General features: G+C 66.5%; 16 protein-coding genes. 8 read left to right on the top strand and 8 right to left on the bottom strand.

Features of this window, described 5'->3' with window-relative positions; translation table 11 throughout:
* Positions 1-8: 8 nt before the first annotated feature.
* The gene (locus ACSF9G_RS17680; protein ID WP_436643442.1) at positions 9-2,615 is read right to left on the bottom strand and encodes an ABC transporter transmembrane domain-containing protein; all 2,607 of its coding nucleotides are present in this window, start codon (positions 2,613-2,615) and stop codon (positions 9-11) included.
* Between the two features lie 183 nt (positions 2,616-2,798).
* A complete protein-coding gene (locus ACSF9G_RS17675; protein WP_436643441.1) occupies positions 2,799-3,227 on the bottom strand; it encodes a hypothetical protein in 429 nt (142 codons plus the stop codon).
* Between the two features lie 259 nt (positions 3,228-3,486).
* Here ACSF9G_RS17675 and ACSF9G_RS17670 point away from each other — a divergent pair, with 259 nt between their 5' ends.
* Positions 3,487-5,256: an RCC1 domain-containing protein gene (locus ACSF9G_RS17670; protein ID WP_436643440.1), complete on the top strand. Its 1,770-nt coding sequence runs from the start codon at positions 3,487-3,489 to the stop codon at positions 5,254-5,256.
* Between the two features lie 34 nt (positions 5,257-5,290).
* Here the strand turns inward: ACSF9G_RS17670 and ACSF9G_RS17665 are convergent, their stop codons facing one another.
* A complete protein-coding gene (locus tag ACSF9G_RS17665) occupies positions 5,291-5,779 on the bottom strand; it encodes a class I SAM-dependent methyltransferase (protein ID WP_436643439.1) in 489 nt (162 codons plus the stop codon).
* Positions 5,780-5,929: 150 nt separating this feature from the next.
* Between ACSF9G_RS17665 and ACSF9G_RS17660 the strand changes: the two genes are divergently transcribed.
* Genes ACSF9G_RS17660 through ACSF9G_RS17640 form a run of 5 tightly spaced genes read left to right on the top strand, consistent with a single transcriptional unit; the run spans position 5,930 to position 11,448 of the window.
* Positions 5,930-7,147 (top strand): glycosyltransferase family protein, encoded by a 1,218-nt coding sequence (locus ACSF9G_RS17660; protein ID WP_436643438.1) that lies wholly within the window; start codon positions 5,930-5,932, stop codon positions 7,145-7,147.
* A gap of 11 nt (positions 7,148-7,158) precedes the next feature.
* Positions 7,159-8,394 carry a glycosyltransferase family 4 protein gene (locus ACSF9G_RS17655; protein ID WP_436643437.1) on the top strand — a complete coding sequence of 412 codons (1,236 nt, stop codon included), beginning with the start codon at positions 7,159-7,161 and terminating at the stop codon, positions 8,392-8,394.
* Entirely contained in the window at positions 8,391-9,515 is a 1,125-nt protein-coding gene (locus tag ACSF9G_RS17650) for a glycosyltransferase family 4 protein (RefSeq protein ID WP_436643436.1), read from the top strand. The genes ACSF9G_RS17655 and ACSF9G_RS17650 overlap by 4 nt, the downstream gene beginning before the upstream one ends.
* Entirely contained in the window at positions 9,515-10,675 is a 1,161-nt protein-coding gene (locus ACSF9G_RS17645) for a glycosyltransferase family protein (protein WP_436643435.1), read from the top strand. Before ACSF9G_RS17650 ends, ACSF9G_RS17645 begins: the two co-directional genes overlap by 1 nt.
* The gene (locus tag ACSF9G_RS17640) at positions 10,672-11,448 is read left to right on the top strand and encodes a polysaccharide deacetylase family protein (protein ID WP_436643434.1); all 777 of its coding nucleotides are present in this window, start codon (positions 10,672-10,674) and stop codon (positions 11,446-11,448) included. The genes ACSF9G_RS17645 and ACSF9G_RS17640 overlap by 4 nt, the downstream gene beginning before the upstream one ends.
* Here the strand turns inward: ACSF9G_RS17640 and ACSF9G_RS17635 are convergent.
* Genes ACSF9G_RS17635 through ACSF9G_RS17615 form a run of 5 tightly spaced genes read right to left on the bottom strand, consistent with a single transcriptional unit; the run spans position 11,423 to position 18,046 of the window.
* A complete protein-coding gene (locus tag ACSF9G_RS17635) occupies positions 11,423-12,010 on the bottom strand; it encodes a class I SAM-dependent methyltransferase (protein ID WP_436643433.1) in 588 nt (195 codons plus the stop codon). The genes ACSF9G_RS17640 and ACSF9G_RS17635 overlap by 26 nt on opposite strands.
* A 15-nt stretch (positions 12,011-12,025) precedes the next feature.
* The gene (locus ACSF9G_RS17630; RefSeq protein WP_436643431.1) at positions 12,026-13,192 is read right to left on the bottom strand and encodes an ABC transporter permease; all 1,167 of its coding nucleotides are present in this window, start codon (positions 13,190-13,192) and stop codon (positions 12,026-12,028) included.
* A 10-nt stretch (positions 13,193-13,202) separates the two neighbouring features.
* Positions 13,203-14,228, bottom strand: a complete 1,026-nt coding sequence (locus ACSF9G_RS17625) for an ABC transporter permease (RefSeq protein ID WP_436643430.1) — start codon at positions 14,226-14,228, stop codon at positions 13,203-13,205.
* Between the two features lie 13 nt (positions 14,229-14,241).
* The gene (locus tag ACSF9G_RS17620) at positions 14,242-16,152 is read right to left on the bottom strand and encodes an ABC transporter substrate-binding protein (protein ID WP_436643429.1); all 1,911 of its coding nucleotides are present in this window, start codon (positions 16,150-16,152) and stop codon (positions 14,242-14,244) included.
* Between the two features lie 16 nt (positions 16,153-16,168).
* A complete protein-coding gene (locus ACSF9G_RS17615; RefSeq protein WP_436643428.1) occupies positions 16,169-18,046 on the bottom strand; it encodes an ABC transporter ATP-binding protein in 1,878 nt (625 codons plus the stop codon).
* Between the two features lie 200 nt (positions 18,047-18,246).
* Between ACSF9G_RS17615 and ACSF9G_RS17610 the strand changes: the two genes are divergently transcribed.
* Together ACSF9G_RS17610 and ACSF9G_RS17605 are read left to right on the top strand one after the other, a co-directional pair.
* Positions 18,247-19,527 carry a nucleotide sugar dehydrogenase gene (locus ACSF9G_RS17610; RefSeq protein ID WP_436643427.1) on the top strand — a complete coding sequence of 427 codons (1,281 nt, stop codon included), beginning with the start codon at positions 18,247-18,249 and terminating at the stop codon, positions 19,525-19,527.
* 8 nt (positions 19,528-19,535) lie between these two features.
* Complete coding sequence (locus ACSF9G_RS17605; protein WP_436643426.1) at positions 19,536-20,579, top strand: NAD-dependent epimerase; 1,044 nt, start codon at positions 19,536-19,538, stop codon at positions 20,577-20,579.
* Positions 20,580-20,663: the final 84 nt, after the last annotated feature.

Below are 20,663 nucleotides of genomic sequence, written 5' to 3'. Positions count from 1 at the left end.
CCAACCGGTCAGCTGCCGGCCGCCGTGCTCACCTCATCGTAGTTGCCGACAGAAGCCAGCCGTCCGTTCCGCATCGACAATATTGTCTCGATACCGCGCGCGCCTTCCAGCGTCTCGATCCCGACAACAAGCGTAGCCTCTCCCAGTTCCTCGCGCACGATTTTCAGAAGAGGATCGTTGGCGGAGGTAAACACGCCGTCGAAGATCGCCACGTTCGGCCGCTTCAGCAGAGCCCGCACGACGGCGATCCGCTGGCGTTGGCCGGGAGACAGGCGCGAGCCAGCCACACCGACGTTGTAGTCGAGCCCGGCCCGCTGGATCTGGCCCTGCAGGCCCAGTTCGACGATCACGTCGCGGATGATCCGGTCGACGCGTTCGCGGCTGCCGCGCCGGTCCACCCTCGGCTTGCCGAACAGCACGTTGTCCTCGATGGACAGCGGCGCGATCAGGAGTTCCGGATCGAAGGGGACGAACTGCCCGTCGCTTTCGGCATCGATCATGGTGCGGAATGCGGGCCGCGCCTCAATGATCATTGTCGTCCGCTCGTCGGTCAGCACGTCGAGGCGATGCCTTGCAGGCACCAGTTCGAAGGCGAGGCCCATAAGGTCGCTGCGCTCCGATTTCGACAGCTTGCCGACGCCCTGCTTGTCGATGCGCTTGATCAGGCGATCGTAGTTGGGCAACTCGTCGGGCGTGATGAAGCTGAATTCTGCCAGCAAGGAGCCTTCGCCGGACAGCTGCGCGAACAGTTCGACCATCGTGCGGGCGATCTCGATGCCCATCTGCAGGAACTCGTCGGCGATACCAGTGCTGTCCAAAAATTTTATGACGAGCGGGTCGGACGCCAGATCCCCCATCGAGACCGTCGGATCCGACGGCAGCGCGAACAGAACGTTCTCCGCCAGAGTGGCGCTTCGATTGAGCGCGGTCGCGTCCCACAGCTCGACGAGATCGGCGGCCTGTGGATCGTCCAGGATCCGTTCGGTGGCCCGCTTTCGGGCCGTGATCAGTTCCGCCACCGGCGCGCCCGGCGCCTTCGGATCGATGCGGGCGCTGAGACCCAGCCTGAATGCGTCGTCGCCCAGTCCCACCTTGTCGAGCAGAGCAAGGCTTCGCTTGTCGAGTTCCTTCGGCGAGGACACCTGCGCCTCTGCCAGGTCGTCCCACGGGGCGGTCAACGGGAAGTAGGTGTTCGCGGTGTTCAACGCCTCGTCGTACCTGCGCTTGGCGTCGGCCGTATCCGGCCAGCCGTCGGGAAGCGCCGGGCGGTGGCGCAGGCCGTAGGTGAGGTTGCCGCGGATCGTCTCGCTGAAAACGTACGGATTCGGTCCGACATAGGCGATCGAGCGGCCGATGACGGCTTCCGGCAGATTGTCGAGATTACGGCCGCCGATCTTCACGTCGCCGCTCGCCGGCACCACCAGCCCGGCGATCAGCTCGAGAAGGTCGCCGCGCCCGTCCGTATCTTCGCCGACGACCGCGACGGTGGTCCCTTGCGGGATCTGCGCGTTGACATCCGTGATGGGATGGCCGGCACCGGTATAGGTCACGCTTTCGAGGACGATTTCGCCCTTCAGTTCCTCGGCGCCTTCGGCGTCGTCGGTGAGCAGCTCCGCGGACTTCACGTCCGGGACGTCGAAATTCTCGATGACCGTCTGATACTTGATCTCGACGTCGGCGCGCGCCTGGTAGAAGTCGAGCAGTTCCTTCCAGGGGCCGGCGAGATCCTTGTAGGCGGCGAGCACGGCCACCAGGGCGCCGAAGGAAAGCTGGCCCTTGATCACCAGATACCCGCCGATCGAATAGAAGAAGAACGGTGTGAGCTGGTTGATGAAGTTGTTGATGAACTTGATCAGGAAGCGCAGCTGGAAGCCGACGTAGCGGATCTCGAAATTCGTGTGGAGCCGGTCCGAGATGTCGGCCAGATGCCAGGCGCTGGTGTCGTTGGCGTGGATTTCGCGGACACCCGAGATTGTCTCGCCGATCCGGTCCGCCATCCGACGGATATTGAGAACGCGATCACGGGCGAGCTTGTTCACCTTCGCCTGCAGCCACGGGATGATCCACATCTGCAGCGGATAGAGCGCGATCGCCGCCGCTCCGAGCAGGACGTCCTGGGCGAAGATGAAATAGAGATAGACGATCAGCGTACCGCCCTGGAACACGGGCAATGCGATGGCGTCGCCGATATAGTTGCCGAGCGGATCCACCTCCGAGGTGATCATCGGAATGATCTCGCCCTGGCTCACCTGACGGAAGCGCGGCAACCGGAAACGCAGGATGCGCAGATAGAGGTCGTAGCGCAGGCGTCTCAGCATGCGCTCGCCGAGCAGGTTCTTGGCCGTGTTGAGCCAGAACTTGATGCCGTTGTTGATGATGACCAGCGCCAGGAACAGGAAGCACAGTGCCAGCAGATAGTGGATCTGGTCGAGCTCGGCGCCGACGAGCGGCAGCGGCTGCGGCCAATCGGTGCCCTGCAGCGCCTGATTGATGATCTGTTTCGGCAGGTCGAGCGAATAATAGATTAGCGGGAACGAGCAGAACGTCACCAGCAGGATGACGACCTGCTGGCGCTTGCTGTGCTTCCAGATATACCGGAAGAGCGACGATTCCATGTGCCTCCCCCAGCTACGCGCCGGCCCGACGGACGGGCCGGATCGCGCAACAGCGCCCGAATCTTAGCCGTTTCGCACGAACCGGCAAACGGCTATGCCACGAGAATCGCAAGAAAGCCTTATCCGGCTCGATGGGGAAAACAAAGATGCCGGCGCGGTCTGGCGCGTACGGACCGATCAGTCCTACGGTCGACCGCTAAGCCGCAGGCAGCCGAGCGCCCGGCAGGCGAGAGCGGCGATTGCGATCCAGACGGCGCCGCGAAGCACCATCGCACCCACGGTGCGCATCTCGAAATCCCCGCCGCCAAGCACATGAACCGTAAAAGCGATGGCGACGGCGACCGTGGCCGCCGCGATGGCCAGCGACAAGCGCGCCGCCCAGCGTCGCCATAGCAGGAGACCGGCGCCGGCGATGACATAGGCGAAGCCCGCCGCGAAATTGAACCACAGAACGAAGTCGACATAGGCGCCGGCCGACGTGCGCGCGGCCTCGCCGCCGAACAGGACGCGTCCGCCGGACAGGATCGTCGCGATGCCGAAGGCCACGGCGATCCCGCCGGCGAGCCACGCCCACCAGGGTCTTGCACTCATGGCGTTGCGTTCGCGCGTCATCCCTCGGTCTCCGTTAAGGTTGCAAAAGGAATGTAGGAACCGCGCCGCGCGATGCGCCTTGACTTTGGTCACCTCGGCCTAACGATGCGCGTTACGCAGAACCGCGTTGTTTCCCTAAAGGAAACTGGCTAGTAATCGGATAGACGTTTCCCTCCCCCGGTAATCCCCCCACCGGTAATCCCCCCACCGGTAATCCCCCCACCGGTAATCCCCTCGCGATCACCCCGTCAGACGTTCGATACTTCAAGGGAATTGCTCGATGCATGTTCGTGTTTGGTCCGGCGCGATCCGGACGTTCGGCGCCTGCGTTTTGACCGTTTGCCTGGCGCTGCCGCTGGCCGGCGCCGCGCTGGCCGGGTCGACAGCCACAGTGCTGTCCGATCCGAAGGGTCGCACGGTTTACAGCGAACCGGTGACGTTCTCGGCACGGGTCACCGGCGCGACGCCGTCCGGCACGGTGACGTTTCGCGACGGCGACACGCCGCTGGCGACGCGCACCGTCAGCCGGCTCCGCTCGCAGGACTCCCTCGCCACCGGCGATGGCCATACCTGCGCGGTGACGGTCGCCGGTGGTGTCCAGTGCTGGGGCCTGAACAATTTCGGACAGCTCGGCGACGGCACCACGAACGATCGTCTGACCGCGGGCGCCGTGACGGGGCTCGCCGCCGGCGTCGTGGCGGTCGCGGCGGGCGACGCCCACGCTTGCGCCCTCACGGCCACCGGCGCCGTCCGATGCTGGGGCAACAACAGTTGGGGCCAGCTGGGCGACGGCTCCATGACCTATCGAACCGCGCCGGTGCCGGTCGCAGGCCTGTCGTCGGGCGTGGTGGCGATCAGCGCGGGCGCGATCCATACCTGTGCGTTGACCGCGACCGGCGCCGTCAAGTGCTGGGGCTACAACGGCGCCGGCACCCTCGGCGACGGGACGATCGCCACGCGCACGATGCCGGTCCAGGCCGTCGGGCTGACGTCGGGCATCGCCGCAATCGCCGCGGGCGGCGCCCATACCTGCGCGCTCACCGCGGACGATGGCGTCCTGTGCTGGGGGCACAACAACGCCGGTCAGGTCGGCGACGGCACGCGGGTCGCCCGATTTACTCCGGTCCAGGTCGTCGGTTTGTCCACGGGCGTTACCGCAATCTCGACCGGCGAAGGTCATGCGTGCGCGCTGACGAAGACCGGTATCATGAAATGCTGGGGCCACAATTCGGCCGGGCAGCTCGGCCGGGGGGCGGGCTCAGGCTCGTGCTGCGAGGAAACCCCCGCGCCGGTCGTCGGCCTGTCGGCCGTCCCGGTGGAGATCGCGGCGTTCCGCTACAATTCCTGCGCGATCGCCGCCTCCGGCGCGGCGCAGTGCTGGGGCATCAACGGCAGCGGCCAGCTCGGCAACGGCACCACCAACGCAAATTTCGCGGTGCCCGTGCCGCAGACCGTCATCGCCGCCGGCCTCATCGGGATCGAAGGCGGATATGAAAGCACCTGCGCGCTGACCGCTGCCGCGGGTCTCCTGTGCTGGGGCAACAACGACTACGGCCAGTTCGGCGACGGCACGATCGACGAGAGCCTGGCGCCGGTCCCGGTGACCGGGTTCGGATCCGGTACCGTGATGATCGCCAGCGGCGCGTCTTTCACTACGTCGAAACTCGACGCCGGCTATCATCCGATCAGCGCGCGCTACAGCGGCGATGGCGGAAACGCGCCCAGCACCTCCGCGACGGTGGTGCATGTCGTCAGCAAGGCGAAGACGAAGACGTCGGTGAACGCGAAGCCCAGGAAGCCCAGGGTCGGCCAACTGGTTCGCCTCCCGATACAGGTGAAGGCGGTCCCGCCGGCGACGGCGAAACCCGTCGGTTTCGCGATCGTCAAGGACGGCAGGAAGAAGCTCGGCAAGGTCAAGGTGAAGAACGGCAGGGCGGGCCTGCGCACGCGCGGCCTGAAGGCCGGAAAGCGCAGGATCAAGGTGCTCTACACGGGCGACAAGAACTGGGTGGACTCTCGGGCGTCGAAGACGCTCGTCGTCAGGAAATAGAGGCCGCGGGGAGAATGAATCGAAGCGGCTCGTCCTAGCGCTTCCGGTAGAGGTAGTAGCGTCCCTCGCGGATGCCTTCGGGCAAGGGCAACCGGTCGAAGTCGGCAAGGTCCAGTTCATGACCGCTGATGACGACGGTTCCGGGACCGGCATGCTCCGCGATCATCGGCGAAAGCCAGGCCTTGCGGGCGAGGTCGTCGGTCGGGTCGCCGTTGGACAGGTCGGAATGGATCAGCGCCGCCGGCCCGCCGATCCGCGGCGCGCAGAACGGCAGGGTGTCGCGAATTTCGCCAAGAATTACGTGCTCCGCATCGGGTATCGATCGCGGCGAGGCCGTAATCTTGCGTTCGAACACGAAAATCTCGCGTTCGGGCATGATTTCGCGCAGGTGGTCGAAGGTGCGTCCGTTGCCCAGCCCGAGCTCGAGCACAGGGCCGGGAAGCGTCGCCGCGAGGTCGGCGGCATGGTTCAGGATCATCCGCTGGGCGACCAGCCGGTTGATCATGCTGTCGAGTCGGCTCATCGCTTTACCTGGTCCGGACGCTGAATGCGGGTGTCATACGGGAATGGCGGATTGACGACAAGCGCATTGCCCCGAAGCGGCGTGAGGCGTAGGGTCTGCGACGATGTTTGGATAAGCTTCCCCGACGAAACAAGTCATCTCTCGGCCACCATGTACACTTCGAAGCCGAAGATCCTGATTTACAGCCACGATTCCTTCGGCCTCGGACATCTGCGGCGGTGCCGGGCGATCGCCCATTCGCTGGTCGATTCGATGCCGGACGCGTCGGTCCTTATCCTGTCGGGGTCGCCGATCATCGGCTCGTTCGAATTCAAGACACGCGTCGATTTCGTTCGCGTTCCCGGCGTCACCAAGCTGCGCAACGGCGCCTATACCTCGCTGAGCCTGCCGATCGACATCGAGCACACCATGGCGATCCGCGCCTCGATCATCGAGCACACGGCGGAAGTCTTCGATCCCGATATCTTCATCGTCGACAAGGAGCCCCTGGGCCTGCGTGGCGAGGTCCGGCAGACGCTGGAGACGTTGAAACGTCGTGGTGTCCATCTCGTCCTGGGCCTGCGCGACGTGATGGACGATCCCGACGTTCTGCGCGAGGAATGGGAGCGCAAGCGCGCCCAGCCCGCGCTCGAGGACCTCTACGACGACATCTGGATTTTCGGGCTGCGGGAAATCTTCGATCCGCTCGAAGGCGTCGGCGTGTCGTCCTCGGTCTACGACAAGGCGATCTACACCGGCTATTTGCGCAGTCAGCAGCCGAAGCTGGCGCGTTCGCCGGATACGCTGCCTTTCGGCGAGGATCCGTACATTCTCGTCACGCCCGGCGGCGGGGGCGACGGCGTGGAACTGGTCGACTGGGTGATCCGCGCCTACGAGGCGCGGACGCGGCCGCTGTTCCCGGCACTGATCGTGCTCGGCCCGTTCATGGATTCGAACTCGCAGTCCATCTTCATGGAGCGCGCCGATCAGGTGCGCGACGTCAAGGTCAAGCGTTTCACCGCTCATATGGAGCCGCTTCTCGAAGCGGCCGTCGGCGTCGTCGGCATGGGCGGTTACAACACCTTCTGCGAGATCCTGTCCTTCAACCGCCCGGCGCTCCTGGTGCCGCGGATCGTGCCGCGCCAGGAGCAGATCATCCGCGCGCTGAAGGCCGAGGAAGCCGGTCTGCTGAGCGTTCTGCCGATCGACGAGTATCCCGATGTCGACCTGATGATTGGCGCTCTGGCCCGCCTGCCGCGCCAGAAGGCGCCGCTGGAAACGGGCGCCCCCGGGCTGCTGGACGGCCTCGACAGGATCAACGCGCGCGTCGCCGAGATACTTGAATCGCGCGCGGCGACGAAGACTCTCAGAACCGTCTCAGCGCGCTGATCTGGCCATCGATGTCCCGAGTCGCCGTCATCGTCAAAGGCTATCCACGCCTCTCAGAGACGTTCATCGCCCAGGAAATCCTCGGGCTCGAGGAACGCGGGATCGAGGTGCTGATCGTCTCGTTGCGTCGGCCGACCGACCCGGCGATCCACGACATGCACCGAAAGATCCGCGCCGAGGTGCTCTATCTTCCGGAATACCTCAAGGACGATCCCGCGCGCGTCCGCGCCGGCCGGCGCTACGCGGAAGGGCTTTCGGGCTATGAGGCGGCTGAAGGCGCCTTTCGCCGCGATCTTGCCCGCGACAACACCGTCAACCGCTGGCGGCGCTGGGGCCAGGCTCAGGTGCTCGCCCGCGACCTGCCGGCCGATGTCGGCTGGCTCTATGTCCACTACCTGCACACGCCGGCCTCTGTCGCCCGCTATACCGCGCTGCTGACCGGTCGTGGCTGGTCGTTCTCCGCGCACGCCAAGGACATCTGGACGACGCCGGAATGGGAGTTGCGCGAGAAGCTCGCCGATGCCGCCTGGGGCGTCACCTGCACAAGCTTCAATCGCGACTATCTCGGCGGTCTGGCGGACCGCGACGCCAAGGTCGGCCTCGTCTATCACGGCCTCGACTTCTCGCGGTTTCCCGATGCCGCCGCGCCGTCCGTTCACGACGGCGGCGACGCCGGTCCCGTATCGATCCTGAGTGTCGGCCGCGCGGTCGAGAAGAAGGGCTTCGACGACCTGATCCGTGCGCTCGGCCGTATCGGTGGCACCATCGACTGGCGCTTCGAGCACATCGGCGGCGGTGCCGATCTGGACAAGCTCAAGGCGCAGGCGGAAAGGCTTGGCATCGCCGATCGGATTCGTTTTGGCGGCGCCCGCGCCCATGACGATGTGATGCGGGCGATGCTCGGTGCCGACCTGTTCGTGCTGCCGAGCCGCATCGCCAAGTCCGGCGACCGCGACGGCCTGCCCAACGTTCTGATGGAGGCCCAGGCACTCGGAACCGCGTGTATCGCGACGCCCGTCTCGGCGATCCCGGAGCTGATCGAGGATGGCCGCACCGGCCTGCTGGTGCCGCCGCGCGATCCGAAGGCGCTGGCGCAGGCGATCCTGGATCTCTCCCGCGATCCCGAAAAGCGGGCGCGCCTCGCCAGGGCCGGCGAGGACCGTGTCCGCAGCACGTTCGCCAGCGAGCCGGGCCTGGATCGGATCACCGCGATGCTGAAGGCAGAGCTCGCCAGGAACGCGGCATGAACATCGCCTTCTACGCGCCGATGAAGCCGCCGGACGATCCCGTCATCTCCGGCGACCGCGAGACCGCGCGCCTGATCCTGAAGGCGCTGGCGGCCGAGGGGCACCGGGTCGAGATCGCATCGCGCCTGCGCACCTGGCAGCGCACGCCGGACGACGCCCGGTTCGCCGAGCTGGAGTCCGAAGCCGGCGTCGAGGTCCGGCGTCTGCTCGCCGCCTGGGCCGGGACCGAGGCCCCGGACCTGTGGATCACCTACCACCTCTATCACAAGGCGCCCGACTGGATCGGTCCGGCGGTGAGCGCGGCGCTTGCCATTCCCTATGTCGTCATCGAGGGCTGCCGCGCGGCCAAGCACGCGACCGGCCCGTGGGCGACCGGGTTCGCTCAGGCCGACCGGGCCCTGACGGCCGCCGATGCGGTGGCGGCCATGCATGCCGAGGATGCCGAGGGGCTGGTGTCGCTGCTCGAGCCCGGCCGGTTGTTCCGCCTCAAGCCGTTCATCGACGCCGCGCGCTTCGACGCGGCGGCGGGACGCGCCAGGGCGGGCGAACCCCCGGTGCTGGTCGCCGTGGCGATGATGCGGACCGGCGACAAGGAGGCGTCCTACCGCCTGCTCGCGGCGGCGCTCGAACGCCTTGAGGGGCGGGACTGGCGCCTGCTGATCGCCGGAGACGGCGCCAGGCGCGACGAGATCCTGGCGCTGTTCCCCTCCGGTCGGATCGACTGGCGCGGGGCCATCGCGCCGGAGGACATCGCCGGCGTCTATGCCGATGGCGACCTGTTCGTCTGGCCGGCGATCAACGAGGCCTTCGGCATCGCGCTGCTGGAGGCGCAGGCCGCCGGCCTGCCGGTCATCGCCGGCGCATCCGGCGGCGTGCCCGATATTGTGCGGGACGGCGAGACCGGCCTGCTCGTTGCCGAAGGCGATGAAGCCGCTTTCGCCGCCGCCGTCGCCCGGCTCCTCGATGACGCCGACACCCGCCGCGCCTACGGCAAGGCCGCTGCGGCGCATGTACGGGCGGACCATGACATCGCGCCTGCGCGGCGCGCCATCGGACAGATCCTGGAGGCCGCCGTCCGCACCAATGCGTCGCGGCGGTCGGTCGCCGCGGGGGCGGCTTGATGAAGGCGCTGATCTATGTGCAGCACCTTCTCGGCACCGGCCATGTCGTCCGGGCCGCCGCGCTGGCCCGCGCGCTGGCCGTCCGCGATGTCGAGACCGTTCTCGTCTCCGGCAATCGTGTGCCGCCGACGGTCGCCATCGACGGCTTTTCGGTGATCGAACTGCCGGCGGCGCGCTCGTCCGACGACCGTTTCTCCGCCGTGGTCGACGAGGCCGGCCGGCCCATCGACGATCGCTGGAAGGCGCGCCGCCGCAACCGGGTCCTGTCCGTGTTCGACGAGACCGGACCCGATATCCTCCTGACCGAGACCTGGCCCTTCGGCCGCAACGCCTTCGCCTTCGAGCTCGAACCGCTGATGCAGGCGGCGAAGGGCGTGGTGCCGCGCCCGATCGTCGCCGCGTCCGTCCGCGATATCCTGGTGCGCAAGAACGACGCGAAGAAGGAGCGCCGCATGGCCGAGCGCGCGCACGCGACCTGTGACCTGGTGCTGGTGCACGGCGATCCGGCCTTCGTGCGTTTCGAGGACAGCTTTCCCTTCGCCGCCGAGATCGCCGGTCTGATCCGCTATACCGGCTATATTGATACCGGCGCCGGCACGCCCGAGCCGCCGGACGGTGACGGGGACGGCGAAGTCGTCGTCTCCTGCGGCGGCGGTGCCGTCGGTGCCGCGCTGCTCGAGACGGCGCTTGCCGCACGCGCTCTGTCGGCACGGGCGGGCCGGCTGCGCTGGCGCGTGCTCGTCGGGACGGATCTCGACGATCTGGTGCTTGCCGGCCTGAAGACGAGTGCCGGAGACCGCATTGTGGTCGAGCGCGCGCGGCGCGACTTTCCCGGTCTCCTCAAGCGCGCGCGGCTGTCGGTGTCCCAGTGCGGCTACAACACCGCCGTTGACGTGCTGGCCGCCGGCTGCGCGGCGGTGTTCGTGCCCTTCGCGCGCGGTGCCGAGACCGAGCAGACGCAACGCGCCGAGGCGCTGGCCGCGCGTGGTCTGGCAACCGTGGTGCCCGAAGCCGACATGACGCCGGATCGGCTCGCCACGGGCATCGACGCCGCGCTCGACCTGCCGAAGGCCGCGCTGACGCTCGACCGCGACGGCGCGCGAACCTCTGCCGACCTGCTGATCGAAGCGGTCGACACCCTGAGGAACCGGACGGCATGAGCGAGGCGGCGGATTTCGCTGACGCTCTTCGGGGATTGCTTAACTCTGTCGCCGAAGCGGGACGGACGATCGATATCTGGTGGCGCGATGACGATGCGACCATGCCGTCGCCGGCGCTCGATGATCTGCTGGACGCCGCCCGGCGGCATGGCGTCCCGCTGGCGCTGGCGGTGATCCCGGAGCCGGCCGTGCCGGCGCTCGCCGAGAGACTGGCCAGAGAGCCCGACGCAACCGTCGTCTTCCAGCACGGCTATGCCCATCGCAACCATGCCCCCAAGGGCGAGAAGGCCGCTGAACTCGGCGCCCATCGCCCGGCTGATCGTGTCCTGGCCGAGCTGTCGGACGGCCGGCGCAAGCTGGAGGCGCTCTTCGGCCCCCGTTTCCTGCCGGTCCTGACCCCGCCCTGGAACCGGATCGGCGACGAGGTTGCCGCCCGGCGCGGCGAAGCGGGGCTCAAGGGATTGACCACCTTCGCGCGCATGCACGCCGACGACCCGGCCTGCATCAACACCCATGTCGACATCATCGACTGGAAAGGCGGTCGGGTCTTCGCCGGCTACGCGAAGATGCTGAAGGTGATGGAAGAGGAAATCGGCCGTCGCGGCGGGCCGGATCCGGACCCGCTCGGCCTGCTCAGCCACCATCTCGACCACGACGCCGGCTGCCGCGCGTTCATCGAGGTGTTCCTGTCGGTGACGACCAATCACCCGGCCGTGCGCTGGCCGGCGCTGGACGCGCTGTTCGGCGTCATGCCTTCGGCTGGAGCAGCCTGAGCCGCCAGCGCACGTTCTTGGCCTGGCTGGTCAGCTCCAGTGCGTCGAGCAGCTCCCAGTCGGCCGTGTCGGTGCCCTGTTCCATCGCCCGCACCTTGGCATAGCCGCCACCGGTCTCCTTCCAGGGCGCGTACATCGACACCGCGATGATGCCGCCTGGCGCGAGCCACTCGACGTAGCGGGCGATCTGCGCGCCGGGGTCCTCGGCGAAATGCAGGACCTCGTTGAACACGATCGCCGAGAACTTTTCGCCCGGCGCCGGCGAAAAGGATTCCAGATCCGCGGCGACGAGGCTGGCGCGCTCATCGTCGATGCCGGCCCGCGCCAGCGCTTCCTCGGACAGGTCGACGCCGACATAGCGGGTCAGCACGGCGGGATCGAGGTGGCGATAGAGGATGCCCTCGCCACAGCCGATATCGAGGACACTGGCGCCCGTGCCGGTGGTTTTCAGCCAGGCGGTGATGACGCCAGTGCGCCCGACCTCCTTGATGTCGAGCAGGAAGCCCCAGCGGCCATCGCGATACTCGGCATCCCACTCATCGCCCGTGGCGGCATTCGGCATCGGTTTTCCTTCTGGTCAGGTCTTGTAGGGATCGGCGGCGTCGCGCAGCCCGTCACCGAGGAAGTTGAAGGCGAGCACGACGATGATCACAGGAATAACCGGTGCCATCAGCCAAGGATAGACCGTGACGATGGTAATGTTCTGCGCCTCGTTGAGGAGCACGCCCCAGCTGACCGCCGGGCGCCGCAGGCCGAGATTGAGGAACGACAGCGCCGTCTCGCCGAGGATCATGTTGGGGATCGCCAGCGTCGCGCTCGCCACCAGATGGCTGGTGAAACCGGGCAGGAGGTGCTTGGAGATGATCCGGCGCGGTTTCGCCCCCATCAGCACGGCGGCACGTGCATACTCTTCCTCGCGCAACGACAGCAGCTTGGAGCGCACGGCGCGCGCCAGCCCCGGCCAGTCCAGCATCCCCAGGATGATGGTGATGCCGAAATAGATCCAGATCGGGCTCCACGTGACCGGTAGGGCCGCCGACAGCGCCATCCATAAGGGCAGTTCGGGAATGCAGCGCAGGATCTCGATCAGCCGGTTCACCGAGGAATCGATGAAGCCGCCGAAATAGCCGGCGATGCCGCCGAAGAACATGCCCAGCACGATGGAGATGGCGACGCCGATGATGCCGATCGTCAGCGACAGGCGCGCCCCGTAGACGAGGCCGGAGAACAGGTCGCGCCCGAGCCGGTCCGTGCCGAGCAGGAACAGCGGCTCGCCGGCTGTCGGACATATCAGGTGGAAGCGCCCCGGAAACAGCCCCCAGAACTTGTACGGTTCGCTGAGACAGAAGAAGCGGATCGGCAGAACGGATTCCAGATCCGGGCTGTACTTCCAGGACAGCGTCTCCATGTCGAGCTCGGCGACGTAGCCGCGCACGAACGGACCGACGAAACGGCCCTTGTCGAACAGATGCACGGCCTGCGGCGGCGCGTAGAGATAGTCGTTGTGGCGCGTGTTGGCGCCGTAAGGCGCGATGATCTCGGCGAAGGGCACCGTGAGATAGAAGATCACGAGCACGATGCCGGCGACGACGGCGAGCTTGTGGCGCTTGAACTTCCACCAGACGATCCGCCACTGCGAGGCCTGGTAGTAGCGCTCGCGGTCGGGATCGGGCGGCTCGACCCGATTGGGGTCGAACGGCGCGGTGTCGACGAAATGCCTCTGCTTTTCCTCCGTCATACTCATTTCCGATCTCTCACCGGCCTGCCTCGGCGCCGAGCCGGATCCGTGGGTCGACCACGGCCAGCAACAGATCGGAAATGAGCATGCCGACCAGTGTCAGGACCGACACGAACAGGATGATGAAGCCGGCCAGGAACTGGTCCTGGCTTTGCAGCGCGGTGAGCAGGATCGGACCGACGGTCGGCAGATTGAGCACGACCGAAACGATCACCGAGCCCGACACGAGCGAGGGAATGATGTTGCCGATATCGGCGATGAACGGGTTGAGTGCCATGCGCATCGGGTATTTGACCAGCAGCTTGGTTTCCGCCAGCCCCTTGGAGCGGGCGGTCGTGACGTACTGCTTGTGCAGCTCGTCGAGCAGGTTGGCGCGGAGGCGGCGGATCATGCCCGCCGTGCCGGACGTTCCGATGACGATGGTCGGAATGATCAGATGGGCGAGGACCGACAGGACCTTGTCGGTGCTCCACGGCTGGCCGACGAACTCCGGCGCCATCAGGCCGCCGACCGACAGGCCGAACCACTGGTTCGACAGGTAGAGCATGATCAGCCCGAGCAGGAAGTTTGGCGTGGCGAGGCCGATATAGCCCAGCAGCGTGAAGCCGTAGTCGCCCCAGCTGTACTGCCGGGTCGCCGAATAGATGCCGATCGGGAACGACACGATGTAGACGAACAGCACCGTGGTGAAGTTCAGGATGACGGTCAGGAGCAGGGTCGGCCCGACCACCTCCTCGACCGGGCGGGCGAATTCGAACGACCACCCCCAGTCGCCTTGAATGAGCCCCGAAAAGCCGTGCGGACCGGACCAGGCGCCGATCCAGATCAGATAGCGTTTCCAGAACGGCTCATCGAGGGCGAACTCCTGGCGCAGGAACTCGAGGCGGGCCACGCTCGAGGCCTCGCCCTGCGCCTTGAGCTGGGCGATCTGGTTCGACAGGTAGTCCCCCGGCGGCAGCTCGATCACGAAAAACACGAGGAAGCTGATCGCCAGAAGCGTCGGCACCATTCCGGCGATACGTCGGAGGGTGTAGACGAGCATCACGTAAGTCCGATTAGTTGTCGATCCAGAACTCGTCCATCCGCCAGATGCCGAACTGAGCGCCCGGGTTCCAGCCGTAGAACGCGTTCACCGGAACGTTCTTGACGTTGTTCTTCACGGCGACGGGTTGGCGAACGCCGCTGACCGTGCCGATGATGAGCGTTTCGCGGGCGTGGATCTCCAGCATTTTCTTCCAGATATCCGTCCGCTCGGCGGCGCTCACCGATTGCAGCCAGCGCTGGTAGAGCTCCAGGAGTTCCTCGGCCGGCGGATAGTCGACGGGCTCGCCGGACGCTTCATGGCTTTCCCAGTAATCGCCCCAGGCGGGCCACACCAGCGAGGAATCGCCGTGCACCGGAGCGAGCTCGTCGGGCGGCATCGCCTCGGTGGCGATACCGTTGTCCCAGCCAGACCAGACGCCCATCACCAGCTCGCCGGACAGCGCGCGATTGAAGATCACGTCCCGCTGCGAAGGCTTGGGGAACAGGGCGACGCCGATCTGCTTCCAGTCGCCGGCGATCAGCTCCAGCACGTCGAGCTGTTCCTGGCTTTCGCCGGCGGTCTCGACGATGATTTCCAGCGGCCTGCCGTTCGGCAGCAGCCGGATGCCGTCCTGGTTGCGCTCGGTCAGGCCGATTTCGTCGAGCCGCTTGTTGGCGCCCTCGATATCGAGGGCGGCGTGCTCGGTACGGAACCGCTCCTCGAACAGCGGGCTATCCGGCAGCACCGTGTTGTTGCCGGTCGTGCCGAGACCCAGATAGATCGCCCGGTTGATGTGATCGCGGTCGATGGCGAGCGACAGCGCATGGCGGAAGCGGGCATCCCTTAGCAGCGTCCGCCACATCGGGTCCTTGACGGTGAGGTTGGGATACAGCGCCACCTGCGAGGCATAGGAGAGCGGCCACAGCAGCGTCTTGTAGTCCTGCTTCGCCTCGCCGCGCTTCAGGACGGTGGCATCCGACAGCGACAGGCCGCGGGCCTGCAGATCGCTTTCGCCGGCCTGCGTCTTGGTGGCGATCAGCCGCCCGTCGGTCACCGACATAATCACCTGGTCGATATAGGGAAGCTGGTGTCCGTCGGAGTCGACGCGGTGATAGTAGGGATTGCGCACCATGACGTAGCGCTGTCCGTCGCCGTCGCTCTGGAATTTCCAGGGCTGCAGCGTCGGAAGGTCCGCGTTCTTGGCGTTGTACATCTCGTCGAGGCCGTTATGCACCGCAGCCCAGCTCGAGGCGCGGTACTTTTCGACGAGCTTCTGAATCTCGTCCTTGTCGCCGTACTTGATGTGGAACTGCTTCAGGTAGTGCGCCGGACGATAGATGAACGGCGGGCTCGCCGAGGCCAGCGTCGGCAGGAACAGCGGGTTCGGCCCGTCCCAGGTGAAGCGGACCGTCGTTTCGTCGACCACCTCGAATTTGGGCGGCTTGCCGTCGACCATCATGAAGGGCGCCGGGCCGGCGGGCGTGAGCGAGGGTTCGCCGACGATGTCCTCCCACCAGTAACGGATGTCCTCCGAGGTGAACGGCGCGCCGTCCGACCACTTGTGGCCCTTGCGCAGATGCAGGGTGAAAGCCTTGTCGTCCTCGACCGCGATGCTCTCCAGGATGTCCGGAACGATGTTGAGCTTCTCGTCGTAGCCGACGAGCCGGGCATATCCCCACACATTGATCAGGCGGGCGTCCTTGGCCCGGCCAATCAGCGTCTCCAGGTCGCCGCCAGGCGTGCCGGGCTCGCGGCCCTTCGCCTTCAGGTCGACGACCAGCGGCTGCGCCGGCAGCCGTTCGGCGACAGGCGGGAGGGTCGATACATCATGGGTACGACCGAGGGTCTCTGTTTCCTTGAGGTCGAGGCCCTGCGCCCCCCCGGCCGACAGGGCGAGTGAGCAGGCCAATATCGCTGCGAGCGATCCGACGCGACTCCACATCCGACGTTTCTCCCTTTTAGGCCGCCGCGGCTTGCTTGAGTCCGGGGGCTAGCACGAAATGACCGGGGGCAACCTCAGTGAGTTCCGGCGCCGGCCCCGGGCGCGGCCCGAACGGCTCCGGCCATGCCCGCGGGTCCGATGCGCGTCCGGCCGACAACGCCTCGAAATCGAGCAGGTTGTCGAGACTCGGTTCGGGCACGGCCGCCAGCAGAGCCTGGGTATAGGGGTGGCGCGGATCACTGATCAACGAAGATTTGTCCGCCAGCTCGACGACCATGCCCCGGCACATCACCGCGATCCGGTCGGAAATGTAGTCGACGACGGCCAGGTTGTGGCTGACGAACACGTAGGTGAGGCCGAGCTTTTCCTGCAGGTCCTTGAGAAGGTTGAGGATCTGGGCCTGCACCGAGACGTCGAGGGCGGACACGGGCTCGTCGCAAAGGATGACCTCCGGTCCGAGCGCCAGCGCCCGGGCGATGCCGATGCGTTGTCGTTGTCCACCGGAAAACGAATGCGGATAGCGGCCGAGATGCTTCTCGTCGAGGCCGACGAGCCGCATCAGCTCGGCGATCCGTTCATTGCGTTCCTGAACCCCGCAGGTCCGGTGGATGATGTAGGGCTCCGACAGGATGTCGTAGATTGTCATGCGCGGGTTGAGCGAGGAGAACGGATCCTGGAACACGACCTGGATCTTGCGCCGGAACTCCATCAGGTCCTCGCCCTGAAGGGTCGCGATATCGCGCATGCCACCTGCCGCGTCTCCGTTCATGTCGTAGAGGATCTGGCCCTGGTCGACCTTGAGCGCCTTGAGCATGGCCATGGCGGTGGTGGTCTTCCCGGAGCCCGATTCGCCCACCAGGCCGAGGCATTCTCCGCGTTTCACGGTGAAGCTCACCGCGTCGAGCGCCTGCACCGTTCGCGGCGGGCGGAACGGGCCGCCGCTACGCAACACGAAGCTCTTCGAGATCCGGTCGACGGCCATGATCGGTTCGCCGAGTTCGCCGGAACTTTCGCGCGGCTTCATCAGGTGCCCGGTCGCCTCCGGCTTGATCTCGCGCAGCGGCACCAGCCGCTCGCCGGGCTTCATGTCGAAACGCGGAACCGCGTGCAGCAGCGCCTTTAGATAGGGGTGCTGGGGGTTACGGAAGATCTCGTCGACCGGTCCCGATTCCATGATCCGGCCGCGATAGATCACCACCACGTCCTCGGCCATGTTGGCGACGACGCCGAAATCGTGGGTGATGAGGAGGATCGACATCCCGAGCTCGGACTGCAGCTGGCTCATCAGCCGCAGGATCTCGGCCTGGATCGTGACGTCCAGCGCGGTCGTCGGTTCATCGGCGATCAGTAGCGCGGGCCGGCAGATGAGGGCCATGGCGATCACCGCGCGCTGGCGCAAGCCGCCCGATAGCTCGAAGGGAAAGGTGTCCAGCGCCCGCTCCGGATCGGGGAACTGGACGAGTCGCAGCATGTCGCGCGTGGCTGCGCGCGACTGCGCACCGGTCAGACCCAGGTGGAGGCGGGCCGCCTCGCCGATCTGGTCGCCGACGGTGTGCAGCGGCGACAGCGACGTCATCGGCTCCTGGAAGACGATGGCGATCCGGTTGCCTCTGAGGTCGCGCATTCTGCGACCGGCCGGATCGAGCTTGGCGATATCGGTGATTTCCGCGTCCGAGGGATCATCGAACAGGATGCGGCCATCAATGATATCCGCCGCCGCGGGCAAAATGCCCATTATCGCCTGCGAAATGACCGTTTTCCCGGAGCCCGACTCGCCGACAAGTGCCGTCGTGCGGCCCGGCGCGATGGAAAAGCTTGCTCGGTCGACGGCGCGCAAGCCGCCTTCCATCGACTTGAAGTCGATCGTCAGATCCTCGACCGACAGAATGCTCACGCCTTGATTCCCCCGCGACAACGCCACTGTACCGGACGGATGTTACGGTGGTTTGCCACGGAATGAAAAGGTCGCAGATGTTACCTCCGCACTTGTTCGTCCGCCGCTACATGCTCTAGTGATGCGGCGCGGCGCCGCCGGTCCTTGCGAGGATCGTTTGGTCGGCCCGATTTTGCGTGAGTTTCGGCAGACGGGAACAGATGGAAGAACGCATAGCGGTTGTCGGATTGGGCTATGTCGGCTTGCCCGTGCTTCTGGCTTTCGCCCGTCGCTACGAGGGGACGATCGGCTTCGATCGCGAGGCGCGCCGCGTCGACGACCTGATTTCGGGAAACGACGCCAACGGCGACGTCGATTCCGCCGATCTGCGGTCTACCCGCGCGACCTTCACCACGGATGCGCGGCAACTGCGCGGGGCGAGCTTTGTCGTCGTCGCGGTGCCGACCCCGATCGACGACCATCGCCGTCCCGACTTCGGGCCGCTTCGGGCCGCCTGTGAGATGGTCGGCCGGCACCTGTCGAAGCGGGCTGTGGTCGTCTTCGAGTCGACCGTCTATCCGGGCGCGACCGAAGAGGTCTGCGGTCCGTTGCTCGAATCCGTCTCCGGGCTCAGGCGCGGCGTCGACTTCTTCCTCGGCTATTCGCCCGAACGCATCAATCCCGGCGACACCGCCCACGGCTTTGAGTCGATCGTCAAGGTGGTGGCCGGCGAGGATGCCGATACGCTGGAGCGTGTCGCGCGCGCCTACGAGGCTGTGGTGCCCGCCGGGGTCCACCGGGCCGGATCGATCCCGGTCGCCGAGGCGGCGAAGGTGCTGGAGAACACACAGCGCGACATCAACATCGCGCTGATGAACGAACTCGCCATGATCTGCAACCGGATCGGCATCCGCACCGCCGACGTGCTGCGCGCCGCCGAGACCAAGTGGAACTTCCTGCCCTTCAAGCCGGGCCTCGTCGGCGGCCATTGCGTCGGTGTCGATCCCTACTGGCTTGCGGCACGCGCGGAGACCGCCGGCCATCATCCGCAGATGATCCTGGCCGGCCGGCGCATCAACGACGGCATGAGCGCCTATATCGCCGGCGAGGTGGCGCGGCGGCTGTCGTGTGCCGGCATGGCACTGTCCGAGGCGCGGATCGCCATTTGCGGCGTCACCTTCAAGCCGGACGTGTCCGACACCCGCAACAGCCGGGTTCCGGCGATCGCCCGCGAGCTTGCCGCGTTCGGTGCCCGGGTGCTGCTCAACGATCCGCTCGCCGACGCGCGCGCCTTCGCCGAGGAGACCGGGCTCGAACTGTCGCCGGACGAGGCGCTACGCGATCTCGACGCGCTGATCCTGGCCGCCCCTCACCGCTCCTACCTGGATGCGGGGCGCGGCGGTCTGCTCGGTGCGCTGCGCGACGGTGGTCTGTTCGTCGACATCACCTCTGCCGTGGAGCCGGCGGACATGCCGCCCGGCGTCACCTACTGGAGTCTGTAAACGTCGTCATGCAAGCGACCCTGCCCGCAGCAGCCTTTGCCGACCGTCCCATCCTCGTCACGGGGGCGGCAGGGTTCATCGGCTACCACGTGGCGCGGCGCTATCTGGAAGCCGGTCGGCGCGTGGTCGGCATCGACAATCTCAACGCCTACTACGATCCGGAGCTGAAACGCGCCCGCCTCGCCGAGCTGGCGAGATTCGACGGGTTCGTGTTCCGCAGGGCCGACATCGCCGACCGCAAGGAGATGGCGGTCATCTTCGAGGCGCACGAGCCGAACCTCGTCATCCATCTCGCCGCCCAGGCCGGCGTGCGCCATTCGCTGCATGCCCCCCAGGACTATGTCAGCGCCAACGTCGCCGGCTTCGTCAATGTTCTGGAGGGCTGCCGCCACCATGGCGTGCGCCATCTGGTCTACGCCTCGTCGAGCTCGGTGTACGGCGCCGTGACGGCGGAGCCGTTCGGCGAGCATATGCCGGCCGACCATCCCGTCAGTCTCTACGGCGCGACCAAGCGGGCCAATGAGCTGATGGCCCATTCCTACAGTCACCTGTTCGACCTTCCCGCGACGGGCCTGCGCTTCTTCACCGTCTACGGCCCGTGGGGTCGGCCCGACATGGCGCTGTTCCTGTTCGCCAGGGCGATCCTCGCCGGCGAGCCGATCGCCGTGTTCGGCGAGGGCAGGATGCGGCGCAGCTTCACCTATATCGACGACATCGTCGAAGGCGTGGTGCGCATCGGCGACCATCCCCCCGTCGCCGATCCAGCGTGGAACGGCCACACGCCCGATCCCGCCACCGCACCCGCGCCGTGGCGGCTCTATAACATCGGCAACGACCGGTCGGTCGGTCTGGAGGAAATGATCGACACGCTGGAGGCCGCGCTTGGCAGGAAGGCCGTCCGCGACTACCAGCCGATGCAGCCCGGCGACGTGCGCGCCACCGCTGCCGACGTCACCGACCTCTCCGCCGCCGTCGGCTATCGTCCGGCGACCCCGCTCGACGAGGGCATCGCCCGTTTCGTCGCGTGGTACCGCGCTTATTACGGCGCCTGAACGCCTTCCGCCTCGAAGGCGGTGATCCGAGCCCGCTGCTCTCGCGTAGTGGTTGCCATACGCGGCAATCCAGCGGACTGTCTG

The sequence above is a fragment of the Microbaculum mangrovi genome (genome assembly GCF_051390635.1).
Classification (GTDB): domain Bacteria; phylum Pseudomonadota; class Alphaproteobacteria; order Rhizobiales; family Tepidamorphaceae; genus Microbaculum.
This window is presented reverse-complemented; position numbering and strand designations above follow the sequence as displayed.

Bases quoted from the DNA above. Each gene is read 5' to 3' on its own strand.
- ACSF9G_RS17680 (WP_436643442.1), bottom strand. From the start codon at position 2,615: ATGGAATCGTCGCTCTTCCGGTATATCTGGAAGCACAGCAAGCGCCAG.
- ACSF9G_RS17675 (WP_436643441.1), bottom strand. From the start codon at position 3,227: ATGACGCGCGAACGCAACGCCATGAGTGCAAGACCCTGGTGGGCGTGG.
- ACSF9G_RS17670 (WP_436643440.1), top strand. From the start codon at position 3,487: ATGCATGTTCGTGTTTGGTCCGGCGCGATCCGGACGTTCGGCGCCTGC.
- ACSF9G_RS17665 (WP_436643439.1), bottom strand. From the start codon at position 5,779: ATGAGCCGACTCGACAGCATGATCAACCGGCTGGTCGCCCAGCGGATG.
- ACSF9G_RS17660 (WP_436643438.1), top strand. From the start codon at position 5,930: ATGTACACTTCGAAGCCGAAGATCCTGATTTACAGCCACGATTCCTTC.
- ACSF9G_RS17655 (WP_436643437.1), top strand. From the start codon at position 7,159: ATGTCCCGAGTCGCCGTCATCGTCAAAGGCTATCCACGCCTCTCAGAG.
- ACSF9G_RS17650 (WP_436643436.1), top strand. From the start codon at position 8,391: ATGAACATCGCCTTCTACGCGCCGATGAAGCCGCCGGACGATCCCGTC.
- ACSF9G_RS17645 (WP_436643435.1), top strand. From the start codon at position 9,515: ATGAAGGCGCTGATCTATGTGCAGCACCTTCTCGGCACCGGCCATGTC.
- ACSF9G_RS17640 (WP_436643434.1), top strand. From the start codon at position 10,672: ATGAGCGAGGCGGCGGATTTCGCTGACGCTCTTCGGGGATTGCTTAAC.
- ACSF9G_RS17635 (WP_436643433.1), bottom strand. From the start codon at position 12,010: ATGCCGAATGCCGCCACGGGCGATGAGTGGGATGCCGAGTATCGCGAT.
- ACSF9G_RS17630 (WP_436643431.1), bottom strand. From the start codon at position 13,192: ATGAGTATGACGGAGGAAAAGCAGAGGCATTTCGTCGACACCGCGCCG.
- ACSF9G_RS17625 (WP_436643430.1), bottom strand. From the start codon at position 14,228: ATGCTCGTCTACACCCTCCGACGTATCGCCGGAATGGTGCCGACGCTT.
- ACSF9G_RS17620 (WP_436643429.1), bottom strand. From the start codon at position 16,152: ATGTGGAGTCGCGTCGGATCGCTCGCAGCGATATTGGCCTGCTCACTC.
- ACSF9G_RS17610 (WP_436643427.1), top strand. From the start codon at position 18,247: ATGGAAGAACGCATAGCGGTTGTCGGATTGGGCTATGTCGGCTTGCCC.
- ACSF9G_RS17605 (WP_436643426.1), top strand. From the start codon at position 19,536: ATGCAAGCGACCCTGCCCGCAGCAGCCTTTGCCGACCGTCCCATCCTC.